A 12,759-nucleotide genomic window follows, 5' to 3' on the forward strand; every position below is an offset into this window, starting at 1 on the left:
GTCTCGCGACGCTCGCGACGGCGCCCCTGCCCGCGCGATCTCTCAGACAAGGGTGAGACAATGTCGGTATGTCCGGCCTCCCGATGACGACGCACACGCTGCACACCTCCCAGCCAGCTCCTGAGCCCACTCCGCCGCAGGACGAGGACGTGGTCGCGGGCTGGACCGCCTTCGGCATCTTCATCGCGCTCTGCGTCGCCGTCGCGGTGATCGCCTGGAGCATGCTGCGTCAGTTCAAGAAGGTCGAGAAGGCCAAGGTCGAGGGTGTCTTCGGCGAGGAGGCCCAGGCCGAGGCGATCGCCCAGCAGGCCGCCAAGGACGAGATCAAGAAGCTGAAGCGCTAGCTTCCACCTGCCGCCGGCGGCGCACGAGCCACCACCCGCCGGCACCGACCAGCGCGATCGCGCCGAGGGTGCCGCCGAGCTGGAGCAGTGCGCTGAGCCCGGTCGCCGAAGCCCGGGACTCGTCGAGGGACCAGTCGTGGGAGCGGGTGGTCCCTGCGTACGCCGCCTTCTGACCGTTCGGCCCCGAGGCGAGAGTCTGGTACGCCGGGTGCAGGTCGGTCATCATGTCGATCTCGATCGACGTTGCCGAGGCCGGTGACGGGCAGTCGAAGGTGACCGTGGTGCCGTCGGCGATCAGATCCTGGCCGGCCTCGACCGACCCCGCGCAGCCCTCGATCCGGATGTGGTCGAGCACGTAGTCGGCGTACGCCTCCGACCGCGCGAGCGCGGTCTCGTCGCCGGGCTCGTAGAGGACGACGCCGTCGAGCGTCATCCGGTCCGGCGGTAAGGCCCCGACCTGCACCGCGAGGTAGGCGATGTCGTCGGTGGCCCCGAACCGCCAGGTCACCTCAGGAGCGCCGGTGGTGCCGGCGATCGTCGCGGTCTGCGGGGCGCCGAACGGGTGAGCGGAGGCGGGCACGGCCGCGGTGGCCGCCAGCACGAGGCCGGCGACCACCGCGAGTGCCCTGGCAGGACGAGTCACTGACGCTGCCTGACCGTCAGCGTGAGGTTCGTCGTGGCGGGGGCGTGCGTGTCGTCACCCGGGTAGAAGACCTGCACCTGGTGACGTCCCGGCGGCGGCAGCACGTCGACCTCGCACTCGGCGACGCCGCGTCGGACGCGCGCCTCGCAGAGGACGTCCTCGCCGATGAGGAACTGCACCGTGCCGGTGGCGCTGCGCGGCGCGACCGACGTACGCAACACCAGGTCCCGTCCGAAGCGGACCGTGACGTCCTTCGCGGTGAGCGTGACCGGGGTCAGCTCGGGCACGTTGGGCTCCTCCACGACGACCGCGCGCGAGGCGACGGCCTGGTTGCCGTTGGAGTCGGTGACCGTGTAGGTCAGCGGGTAGGCGCCGGCCTTGGTCGTGTCGACGCTCCCGGAGACCTGGATCGCCGAGGTGAGGTCACCGTCGGTGTTGTCGGTCGCGCTGACCCCGTCCAGCGGGTCGAACTCCGCGCCCACCTCGATCGTCGTCGAGGCCGGGACCGTCAGCACCGGCGGCGTCGCGTCGGTGCCGGCCGCGGTGGCCAGGAAGACGCCGCCGAACTGGTCGATCGAGCCGAGCGTCTGGGCCTCACCGGTGCGTGAGGTCGAGGTCCAGGCGTACACCTGGCCCTCGGTCAGCCCGGCCCACTCCACCGTCGCCGGCCAGCCCGAACGCGCGGTGTCGGTGCCGATCACGGTGTCGGTCGGGGTGACCACCGTCAACGCGTCGGTCGTGAAGGACGTACGCCTGGTGGAGAGGTCCACCGGAAGCGTGAGGTTGTCCTCGGCCCCGTTGTAGCGGTGCCGGTCGTCGTACTCCGTTGCCCCGAAGTCGTCCAGGTGCGGGGAGTAGGTGTCGATCGACATCTCCGAGCGCTCGGTGTCGAACTGCAGCAGACGCAGGTAGGAGGCGCCGAACTGCAGCAGGTCGGTCGCCTTGTGGTCGACCGTCCCGTCACCGTTCAGGTCGATGTTGCCGGCCGCGTCGACCGAGTCGGGGAAGAGCTCACCGGCGGTCACCTTGTAGAACTGGTAGTCGGCGAGCAGCTCCACGACGTTGTGCGAAACCGTGGCGCCGATGCCGCGCTTGAGGTTGGTGCCGACGCCGTGCTCATGGCCGGCGAGGACCAGGAACACGTTGGGGTTGGCCTCCACGACCTGGTCGAAGAGCCGGGACCCGTCGGTGGAGAAGTTGGCCCCACGGCCGTCGGGCGCCGAGGAGGGCGCCAGGTAGGCGTGGGTGCTCAGGATGCCGTTGCGGTCGGGGAAGCGGGCGAAGATCTCGCTCGCCCAGGCCGCCTCCTCCGGGGTGACGCCGTAGGAGAGGCCGACGGCGACGAAGTCGAGCCCGCCGGCGGAGAAGAGCACGTAGTTGTTCTGGTTGTCCGTGCCCGGGGTGACCACGTTGCCGGAGCCGTCGGTCACCTCGTCCCAGGCGTGGTAGGACGCGCCCTCGGGCCACCCCTGGGCAGCGTCGTAGTAGCGCGAGGGGCTGAAGTAGCGGCTGAACCGCGACTGCGACCCGGTCTCGCGGCCACCCTGGTTGTCGTGGTTGCCGGCGACGACCTGGTTGACCACGCCCGCCTCGTCGAGGATTCCCTGCGCGTCCGAGGTGAACTCGAACTCGCGGGTGATCTGCTCGTCGAGCCCCGGGTAGAGCAGGTTGCCGTTGGCGTCGGTGGCCAGCGGGTCCTTGGTGTCGTTCTCGGTGACGTCACCGGTGTGCGAGGTGAACGCGATCTTGCGCTGGTCGGCGTTGTCGCGGATCCACTCGGTCTCGGCGCGGTAGGCGCGCTGCCACACCGCCTGCTCCTCGACCAGCTGCACGTCCGAGGGCTCCTCGATCCCGTTGAAGTTCTCGTACGTCCCACCGGCCGCGCCCTCGGCGATGTACTGGGTGTCGGTGAAGTGGGCGAAGGAGAAGTCGTAGTCGTCGGGGTTCTCGAAGTGGTCCTTGTCGGCGGCGGCCGACTCGTCGCGCGGCGAGAGGTCGTCGGCGAACGGGTCGATGCCGGTCACCAGGACGTGCACGACGCCGTCGTCGACGTGGGCGGCCAACGCTCGGCCCTGCAGCGTGGTGTCGCCGTCGGCGATGCCGCGGGCGGAGGCGAGCTCGTCCCAGCGGTTCTCGACGGTGTTCCACACCCGCAGCGAGACCGAGCGGGCCGGGTCGGCCGTGCCGGTCCAGACCACGTGGCGACGCGAGTCGGAGGCCGGGACGGAGACGTCGTAGCGCTGGAACGGGATCAGCTTGCTCGAGGTGCTGGCGGTGGTCTGCCCGTCTGGCTTCTGGCTCCCGTCGATCGTCTCGGGGGAGGAGTAGTCGAACTCGAGCGCGCTCGGGAGCACCGGCACGACCCCCTGGAAACCGCCGTCGGCGACGGAGGCTGAGGCCGCCTTGAAGGTGGTGGTCACGTCCGAGCCGTCGGGGCTGTTGGCGATCGCGGAGAGCGTCACCTTCCCCTTGCCCTGACCGGTGTCGGTGCCGCCGCCGGTCGGGATGGCGTCGGAGGTGAACGTCGAGGTGTGCGCGACCGGACGTCCGAAGACGTCCTTCGCCGCGATCTCGATGGTGTGCTCGCCGCGAGCGAGGCCGGCGCCGATCTCCTGGCCGGGCCGGATCGGGTCGCCGTCGAGCGCGTAGGTCCAGCCGGAGGCGTTGCCCTGGTTGGTGATGTCGACGGCGAACTCGGTCGGTGTGGTGATGTGCGAGCCGGCCGCGGGGGTGGTGCCGTTGACGACCACGCCGGCGTCGCGTACGTCACCGAGCGCGGCCACGCTGAGGGCGTTGGCCTCGTCGGCGGTGAGCACGTCGGTGAAGATCCGCGCGGTGCGCACGGTGACCGGCGACCAGAACTGGTTGACCGAGTCGGCCCCGACGTAGAAGGAGTTGAGGGCGTTGCCGCCGGGACGGGTCAGCGGCGCGGGTGCCGCGATCGAGGCGGCCAGCGCGCCGTCGACGTAGAGCCGCGCGGTCGAGCCGTCCCAGGTGCCGACGGCGTGGTACCAGCGGCCGGTCTCGATCTCGACCTGGGCGTTGCGGTAGGCCCCGCCGGCGTGGACCGCGAAGGTCAGCTTGCCGCTGTAGACGACGATCGAGTAGCCGCCGCCCTCCTTCTCCGAGCAGATCGAGTGCTCGGTCCCGTTGGGGAAGGTGCCGTTGTCCTTGAAGGTGCACTCGATCGAGACCTGGTCGTCGATCTGGTCCCAGGCCGCGGAGCCCATCGCATAGGCGTACGCGTCGTTGGAGCCGTCGAAGGAGGCGACCTTGGCGTCCAGCGCGGTGTCGTCGGAGATCACCGGCTCGCCGACCGTGGTCACGGCCCGGCCGGTGTCGTCGGCCGGGGTGCCGTCGTCGAAGTCGACGTCGAGCACGTCCGCGGCGGGCACCGGGGGAGCGGTGTCGTACTCGCCGGCCAGCGCCGCGGCCTCGGCGTCGGTCACCGCGCGGGCGAAGAGGGAGGCCGCGGCGAACGAGGCGGGCGGGGCCGGCTGGCCGATCCCGGTGGGAGCCGAGTCGGCGCCGACCACGAAGCGGCGCGACGTCGCGGCCGGGGCCTGCAGCGCGCCGGTGGCGGCGGTCGAGCCGGCCTTGGTGCCGTTGACGTACAGGTTCAGCCTCTGGCCGTCCCAGACCGAGAGCACGTGGTACCAGCGGTGGGCTGTGATCGGGGTCAGCACCGTCTTGTAGCCGCCGCCGATGTGGGCCATCGTGCCCAGGTTGGAGCCGGTCACATAGACCGAGTAGCCGCCCGCCTCCTTGTTGGAGCAGAGGTCCTTCTCGTTGCTCGTCGGCAGCGTGGTCTCGACCCGGAAGACGCACTCGATGGTGAAGCCCTGCTGCAGGCCGGCCCACGGGTCGTGCTCGACGGAGACCGCGTCGTCGGTGCCGTCGACGGTCATCACATCGGTCGGCGTCTCGGCGAGGGTGTCGTCGGTGCCGTACGTCGGCGCACCCCAGGTGCGCGGCTCGAGCGACTGGGCGCGCTCGTGCGGGGCGCCGCCCTCGAAGTCGATGTCGAGTACGTCGGGTGCCGGCACGTCCACGGTCGCCAGCGCGGCGCGCGGCGGACCGGTCAGTGGTGCGCCGACGGCGGTGTAGGTCGACGCGCTGGCGGAGATGACGGCGTCACCGGGCAGGGCGGCGATGACACCACCGGCGAGGGCCAGACCGGCGGCGACGGCGACCAGTCGCCTACGTCCGGGTCTGGCGAAGCTGGCACTCGTTGGTGCGAACACGATGCTCCTTGGGGTCGTGCGGCATGACGTGCGGCATCGCCCGAGGTGCCGAACGGCCGAGGCACACGCCCGGCCATTGGACGAGGATCCTGAGATCCGGTGAACGTGGCCGAGCGGCGTTGTCGACGCCCGTCTGTCCGGTGGGTAAACGCTTGCCGCAGCCGTATCCGGCGGCGAAACTCTGTGCCATCGTTTGCGTCTGACATGGACGATTTTTTGACGGGTGACTGGTTCGGCGCGGCGGCTCTGGTCGAGCGCGTGCAGGGCTATCTGGACGAGCCCGGCATCGCTGCGGCCGCCTTCGTGCTCGCCTTCGCCGCCGGCGCTGCGCATGCGATCGCGCCGGGCCACGGCAAGACCCTGGCGGCGGCGTACCTGATCGGCGCGGAGGGCCGGGTGCGCGACGCGGCCTGGCTGGGCGGCTCGGTGGCGGTGATGCACACCTTCTCGGTGCTGGTCATCGCGGTGGCGTGGGCGTTCTTCTCGCTCTCGGATCTCGTACGCCTGGAGAACGTCACCGCCGGGCTGCAGATCGTCGCCGGAGTGCTGATCATCGGCACCGGGCTCTGGCTGCTGCGCCGGCACTGGCGTGCTGCCCGCTCGGGGACCGGACACGGGCACTCCCACGGGCACTTCGCCGAGCACGGTCACGGGCACGGACATGGGCATGGCCACGGTCAGCCAGGCGTACGCCGCCCCGGCATCGTCCTGCTCGGTATCTCCGGCGGCCTGACCCCGTCGCCGGGGGCCTTCCTGGTCCTGGTGACCGGCCTGTTCGCCGGCCGCTCGGCGTTCGCGCTGCTGCTGGTGATCACCTTCGGCCTGGGCATGGCGACGATCCTGTTCGGCGTCGGCCTGCTGGCCCTGGCCGGCAACAACCTCGTCGTCCGCGTCGCCGAGTCGAAGGCCTACCTCCAGGTCGCGGCGAAGGTCACCCCGATCCTGGCCGCGCTCGGCGTCACGGTCCTCGGCGCCGGCCTCACCGTCGTCGGCGTCGGCTCGCTCGGCTGACCGCGATCCACGCGGTCTGAACGGTCAGAGCGTCGGGGCGATCGAGGGCAGCAGGTCCTGGAATGTACGCCCGTTGCCGATCTCGCCCAGCGCGGTCATCGCCCAGCCGCCGTCCTGACGGCTGACCTTGGCCATGATCTCCGCGGTGTGCGGGCCGGTCTGGCTCACGTCGAAGCGGGCGATCTCGGTGTGGGTGTTCTCGTCGACCAGACGGCAGAAGGCGTTCTGGATCTGGGCGAAGCTCTGTCCGGTGAAGGAGTTGATCGTGAACACGATCTGCGCGACCTCTGCGGGCATGCGGTCGAGGTGGACGATGATCGACTCGTCATCGCCCTCGCCGGCACCGGTGCGGTTGTCGCCGGTGTGGACGACGGCGCCGTCCCTGGACTTCAGCTGCCGGAACCAGGCCTGGTCGAGGTGGGCGCCGTTGGCGTCGTAGAGGATCGCCGAGGCGTCCATGTCGACGTCGGCCCCGCGGAACCCGCCGAAGAGGCCCTTCCTGACCGCGTCCCAGCCGAGCGCTATCCGTACGTGCGTCATGCTGCTGCCGTCACCTGTGGTGAGCGAGACCGACTGTCCCTTGGCAAGCGAGACCGACAACTGTTCCTCCGATGCTGGACCAACGAGCGGGGCCGCAGACCACGATAGGGCCTGACAGGGAGTTGCGTACGGACTCTGTGCCGCGTCGTTCAGGGGTTGAAAATATGGAAGTCTGCCGCGTGAGCACCGAACCATAATTTAAAGTGCGTGTAAGTTATGGCGGAGGAGGTGTGCGGCTGATGTCCATAACTTACGGCCAGAGCCCGGTCGAGCGTGAGGTCGAACGTGTTCTCGGCCTGCTCGACGCAGGCGCTTGGAATGACGACGAGTCCAGCCTGGTCGACCTCAAGGAGGAAATGGGACGCCGCGACAGGTCGGGCACTCTGCTCCCCGGAATGCCGACCAATGACAGGGCGGCTCAACAAGTGGCTGGGGAAGCCGCGTGCATGGCGAACACGCCGGGCGGCGGTGCACTGATCCTTGGGGCAGCCGACAACGGAAGTCTTCCCGGGACGACGCTTGATGTCGAGTGGCTCCGTCACAGGGTCTATGAGCTGACCGATCGGACACTGACCATCGACGTACGTCCCGTCGAGGTCCAGGGGAGCCGAGTGCTGGTCATCACCGCACCGCAGGCGATCGAGCCGATCCGGTGGCGAGGCAGGATCACGTGGCGCGTCGATGACAACTGTGTGGAGATCGACCTGGCAACCTGGCATGCCCAGAGGATGATCAGAACGAACTTCGACTGGTCCGCCCAAGCGTCGAACCTTCCCGCGAGCGCGGCCCGAGAGGCTTCTGTCGAGGTCGCGCGTCGTTTCCTCAGGGGCAGCGGTGAGGTGCACGCCGCGGAGTTGGCGGCGCAGCCGACCCCCGATCTCCTGCGTCGGCTCAATGTCGTCACGGGAGACGGGATGCTCACCAATGCCGGCGTGCTCACGTTCGTCGGTCGGGGCGAGGCAGCCTTGGACTACATTCGCCGCGACGCGGCCGGTGGTGACAGCCGCCAACGCGTGCATGAAGGCGAGCGCGGATTGCTGGAAGAGCTCCAGGAGGTCTTCACCCACATCACGGCCAACAACTCCGTGCGCCACCTTCCCAAGGGAATCGCGGTTGGTCAGATCCGGGATCTGCCGGAGAGCGCCATCCGTGAGGCGGTCGTGAACGGGCTGGCCCATCGCGAGTGGGGACTGGCGCAGGCAACGACCGTCGAACACACCGGCGGAACCATGCGCGTTACGAGTCCGGGAGGCTTCTTCGGAGGCGTCACGGCGGCGAACATCATCACGCATCCGTCGCAGTCGAGAAATCGTGCACTGACGGAGTTGCTGGCTGCCGTACGCATCGCCGAGCGTGAAGGCATCGGAGTCGATCGCATGGTCAAAGAGATGGTTCGGGTAGGTCATCGGTCGCCCGAGATCGAGCAGATCGATGGTCCGTTCGTCCGGGTTTCACTGGTGGGGGATGCTGCAGACCCTGCCTGGATGGAGTGGCTTGCGATCATTGAGCCGACTGGTCTGACTGATGACCTCAACGTGCTCCTCCTGCTGCGCCGTCTGATCGACGAGGGGTGGGTCGATGTTCAGACCGCGGCTCCCATCCTGCAACTGAACGACGCGGAAACCGACGGGGCGATCCGCAGGCTCATGAAGGCGGAGATCAAGGGGATGGCTGTTGCGCGCCTCGTGCCAGGAGTGCCTGACGACGCTACGCCGGCGTGGTGCCTGAGCCCGAGTGCACGGCTTGCGCTCCAGTCGATAGACCGCTCCGCCCGCATGTCCCGTCAGTGGCCGTCGCGGGACCGGATTGCGCGTTTCTACGCGAGGAGCCGCGGGCGGATCAGCACCACCGAGCTGGGTGGATTGCTCGGCGCGAGCCCGACGAACGTGGGTGGTGTGCTCAAGGACTTGGAGAAGACGGGAGTCCTCCGACCGTCTCGCGAGAACCGCCGCGGGCCGGGCTTCTACTATCTGCCTAGTCAATCGTGACCGTCACCGGCTCCGTTCCGGTCGCCTCGACCAGGATCCGGTGGTGCTCGGCCTCGCCGACCACCTGGCCGCCTTCGACCGAGATGTCCGGCCCGGACGGGTAGTGGAGGGGACTGACGAAGATCTCGGTCGGCTCGTCGATCTCGGCGGAGGGCTCGTAGGTGTAGCTGAACGCACCGGTCTCCGGGTCGAAGGAGAGGTCCACCGGCGTCCCGGCCGTGGCCTGCGGGTAGGTGCGGACCAGCGTACGCAGCTTCTCGGGCTTCACCGTCGAGAGATCGGCGTCGTCGGTGAACATGCCCTGGCCTCCGTCGGCGGTGGTCGGGTCGTCCCAGTGCTTGTAGGCCCAGTGCATCCAGGAGGTGAAGTGGTCGTCGGCCGAGGCGGTGTCGATGGCCAGCAGCTCGGTGTTGTCGGTCGCGCCGAACTCCGACATCAGGTTGGTCGCGCCCATCGTCTCGGCCTGCTCGAGCGCCTTGAGGTTGTGCGTCTCGTCGTAGTCCTGGCAGCCGCTGACCCCGGTCGGGATGCCCTGGGAGTCGAGATAGCCGTAGGGGCAGTAGCTGTGCCAGGAGTAGCCGACCTGGTCGTCGTCGGCCGGGCCGAAGCTCGAGTTGGGGACCTGGTTGGCGAGCAGCTGCGACTCGTACCAGACGATCCCGTCGGGGTCGGACCGGCGGATCGCCGCCGTCGCCCGTTCGTACGCCGGCTGGAACTCGTCCCGGTAGGAGCTCGCGCAGCCGGTGATCGGGCAGGTCAGCCACTCCCGACCCGCCCACGGCTCGTTGATGAGGTCGTAGCCCATCGAGTAGGGCTGGTCGCCCCACCGCTGTGCGACCGCGCCCCAGGCCGCGGCCCAGCCGTCCTGGACGCCGTTCTTGTTGGCCCAGAAGTTGTCGTAGACGGTGGCCAGCTCGGGCGTGATGTACGTCGCCGGGAAGGACAGCTTGATCGGCGGGTGCAGGTTGTAGGGCGCCGGTCGCTTCGCTGCCCAGTCGGGCACGCCCTCGCCGCCGTAGGTCTCGTGCCACATGTCCTGGTGGAAGTCGTACTGCATCCAGATGCCCTCGTCGGCGAGCAGGTCGATCACCCGCTGCCAGTCGTCGAGGTAGTCCTCGTCGACCTGTCCGGGGGCGTCCGGGGTCACGCCGGCCCACAGGGTGCCGATCCGGGCGCCGTTGAACCCGTGCTCGGCGAGCCATTCCGCGTCGGCCACGGTGAAGCCCTCGGGCGAGTCGGGCGGGACGTACGGATCGTGCTTCCAGACCAGGTTCTGCCCGTGCACCAGCACGATCCGGCCGTGCTGGTCGACCAGCCAGCGCCCCTCGCGGGACAGCCGCGGCGTCTCCGCCGGGTCGGCGGAAGGGTCGGCGGCGGCCGGACCAACGGGGCTTAGCAGGGAGGTTCCGAAGGCGAGCACAGCCGCCGCAGCGACAACGATGGCGAAGCTTCCCGAGCGACGTGACATGTGCGGAACCTAGTGCTCTTCATCACATCCGACAAGAACATGTTCTCATTCTGAACGGCGGGCGGCGCATCGGGGCTGTTCAGAAGAGACCCGCAGTGGACAGGGGCGGCCTCTCTGCGGTTGAGTCAGTTGAGGAGCATTGGGGGAGAATGTCACCTGTGAGAGACGAAGCGAGCGGCTGGTCAGGCACCTGGGTGGCCGAACGTCTGGGCGTGCGTCTGCGGACGACCGACGCGCCGAGCGGGATGATGCTCACCGATCTGGTGGGCCTGGCGGTGCGACGCAACCCACGCCGGGCGCAGCTCCTCGTCTCCTCCGTCCTCGGCAAGCACGTTCCGACCGACCCGCGTCTGGTGACCGACGCCGGGCTGCGTCTGGGCGCCAAGGCGCGCGCCGCGGTCACGGGTGACGCGGTGGTCCTCGGCTACGCCGAGACCGCGACCGCGCTCGGCCATCTCGTCGCCGACGCCCTCGGGGCGCCCTATCTGCACTCCACCCGCCGGGTCGTCGAGGGCATCGAGTCCGTCGCGGACTTCTACGAGGAGCACTCGCACGCGACCGCCCACCGGCTGCTCCCCGCCGACCCCGCCTTCCTCGCCCGTGCCGACACCCTGGTGCTCGTCGACGACGAGGTCATCACCGGCAAGACCGTCGTCAGCACCATCCGGGCGCTGCACAAGAAGTTCCCGCACAAGCACTACGTCGTGGCCGCGCTCGTCGACCTGCGCTCGGAGGCCGACCGCGGCCGGATGGAGCGCTCGATCAAGCGGCTGCGCGCGACCTTGGACGTGGTCTCCCTCGCGAGCGGCGAGATCGAGCTGCCCGAGGATCTCGCCGACAACGGCAACCGGCTCATCGACACCGTCGAGAACCTCCGTCAGCTGGCCGGCGTCGAGACGAGCCAGCGCCCGCGCGGGGAGGTCGTCCAGGTCGTCGCGACCTGGCCGCGCGCCGTCCAGGAGGGTGGTCGCCACGGCTTCGCACCCAGCGCCGCCGGCTCCTACGAGTCGGCCGTCACCGTGACCGCCGCGGCCGTCGCCGGCCGTATCCCCGACGGCCCGGTGCACGTCCTGGGCACCGAGGAGCTGATGTACGCACCGCTGCGGATCGCCTCTGCCCTGGCGGACCGGCGCGCGGCCGAGGGCCGCCGCCACGAGATCACCTACTCCACGACCACGCGGTCGCCGGTGCTCGACGTCGACGACCCGGGCTATGCGATCCGCACCGCGATCACCTTCCCCTCCCACGACGCCCCGGCCGACGGCGACGGGCCGCGCTACGCCTACAACCTGCGTGAGGGCGCCTTCGAGACGATCGTGCTGGTGGTCGACGAGCCGGCTGATACCCCCGCGCTGCACGAGGAGGGCGGCCTGGTCGACCAGCTCGCCCGGCTCGCGCCGCGGGTCGTGGTCGTGACCATCCCGGCGTACGCCCCGGAGCCGCGCCACGATCAGCCGGCCCGGCAGCTGCCTGCTCCTCTCCACGGGCCGGCCTTCGGCTCCTACGACCGCGACGACGTCGCCTGGCTGCTCAAGGATCTGTCCGAGGACACGGCCGAGGCACCAGCCGAGGAGCACGCGGAGGCTCACCGGGAGCTCTTCGACGAGGCCCTGACCGCATCGGCCCAGCGGGTCGCGTACGCCATCGGCCTGGTCACCGAGCAGGTGCTCGCCAGGCGCGGGCAGGACGCCGTGCTGGTCTCCCTGGTGCGTGCCGGCATCCCGATCGGCGTGCTGATGCGGCGCTGGGCCCAGCGCGTGCACGGGCTCGACCTGCCCCACTACGCGATCTCGATGATCCGCGGTCGCGGCATCGACCAGACCGCGCTCGCCTATCTGGCCGCCCACCACGACCCCGCTCAGGTGATGTTCGTGGACGGGTGGACCGGCACGGGCGCGATCGCTCGCGAGCTGGCCGCGTCGGTCGAGAAGGCCAACTCGACGCTCGACGCCCATCTGGCCTCGCCGTTCTCCCCGGAGCTCGCGGTCCTCGCCGACCCGGGCCGGAGCGTGGCGGTCTACGGCACCCGCGAGGACTACCTGATCCCGTCGGCGGCCCTCGGGTCGACCGTCTCCGGCCTCGTCTCGCGCCCCATCATCGACGACGACCGGGTCGGCCCCAACGACTTCCACGGCGCGGTGTTCCACGCCGAGCTGGCTCCGGCCGACGTGTCCAAGAAGTTCATCGACACCGTCGCGGCCCGCTTCCCGATCGTGCGCACCAAGGTGATGCTCGACCTCGGTGCCCACCTCGGTGGCGACCACACCCCCACCTGGGTGGGCTGGGACGCGGTCGAGGAGGTCGCGGAGAAGTTCGCGGACGGCGACGTCAGCCTCGTCCAGGCCGGCGTCGACGAGACCCTCCGGCTGCTGCTGCACGGCGAGCCGGCGAAGATCCTGGTGGACCCGGCCCATGACGCCGACGTGAGTCAGGTGAAGAAGCTCGCCGAGGCGCGCGACGTGCCGGTGGAGCGCATCTCCGGCCTGCCCTACTCCTGCATCGGCCTCGTACGTCCCTGATG

8 protein-coding genes are annotated in these 12,759 nt (G+C 69.7%); 4 read left to right on the forward strand and 4 right to left on the reverse strand.

Annotated elements, in window-relative coordinates; all coding sequences use genetic code 11:
- The first annotated feature begins 68 nt into the window (after nt 1-68).
- Complete coding sequence (locus tag ABT304_RS08265) at nt 69-344, forward strand: hypothetical protein (RefSeq protein ID WP_160024995.1); 276 nt, start codon at nt 69-71, stop codon at nt 342-344.
- Here ABT304_RS08265 and ABT304_RS08270 read toward each other — a convergent pair.
- Nucleotides 325-987, reverse strand: coding sequence for a hypothetical protein (locus ABT304_RS08270; RefSeq protein ID WP_350714336.1), 663 nt, complete (start codon nt 985-987; stop codon nt 325-327). The two genes, ABT304_RS08265 and ABT304_RS08270, sit on opposite strands and share 20 nt — an antisense overlap.
- A complete protein-coding gene (locus ABT304_RS08275) occupies nt 984-5,231 on the reverse strand; it encodes a LamG-like jellyroll fold domain-containing protein (RefSeq protein ID WP_350714338.1) in 4,248 nt (1,415 codons plus the stop codon). The genes ABT304_RS08270 and ABT304_RS08275 overlap by 4 nt, the downstream gene beginning before the upstream one ends.
- Nucleotides 5,232-5,435: 204 nt before the next feature.
- On the opposite strand from ABT304_RS08275, the gene ABT304_RS08280 reads away from it, so the two are divergent.
- Nucleotides 5,436-6,242 carry a HoxN/HupN/NixA family nickel/cobalt transporter gene (locus ABT304_RS08280; RefSeq protein ID WP_350714340.1) on the forward strand — a complete coding sequence of 269 codons (807 nt, stop codon included), beginning with the start codon at nt 5,436-5,438 and terminating at the stop codon, nt 6,240-6,242.
- 24 nt (nt 6,243-6,266) lie between these two features.
- Here ABT304_RS08280 and ABT304_RS08285 read toward each other — a convergent pair whose 3' ends face one another.
- Nucleotides 6,267-6,842: a TerD family protein gene (locus tag ABT304_RS08285; protein ID WP_160024991.1), complete on the reverse strand. Its 576-nt coding sequence runs from the start codon at nt 6,840-6,842 to the stop codon at nt 6,267-6,269.
- Nucleotides 6,843-7,021: 179 nt separating this feature from the next.
- Here ABT304_RS08285 and ABT304_RS08290 point away from each other — a divergent pair, with 179 nt between their 5' ends.
- On the forward strand, nt 7,022-8,770 hold the full coding sequence (locus tag ABT304_RS08290; protein ID WP_350714342.1) for an ATP-binding protein: 1,749 nt from the start codon (nt 7,022-7,024) through the stop codon (nt 8,768-8,770).
- On the opposite strand, the gene ABT304_RS08295 is transcribed toward ABT304_RS08290, so the two are convergent.
- A complete protein-coding gene (locus tag ABT304_RS08295; protein ID WP_350714344.1) occupies nt 8,757-10,238 on the reverse strand; it encodes a glycoside hydrolase family 5 protein in 1,482 nt (493 codons plus the stop codon). The two genes, ABT304_RS08290 and ABT304_RS08295, sit on opposite strands and share 14 nt — an antisense overlap.
- 149 nt (nt 10,239-10,387) lie before the next feature.
- On the opposite strand from ABT304_RS08295, the gene ABT304_RS08300 reads away from it, so the two are divergent.
- Nucleotides 10,388-12,757 carry a phosphoribosyltransferase domain-containing protein gene (locus ABT304_RS08300; RefSeq protein WP_350714346.1) on the forward strand — a complete coding sequence of 790 codons (2,370 nt, stop codon included), beginning with the start codon at nt 10,388-10,390 and terminating at the stop codon, nt 12,755-12,757.
- Nucleotides 12,758-12,759: the final 2 nt, after the last annotated feature.

Origin of the sequence: Nocardioides sp. NPDC000445 (assembly GCF_040300245.1) — a bacterium.
Lineage (GTDB): Bacteria > Actinomycetota > Actinomycetes > Propionibacteriales > Nocardioidaceae > Nocardioides.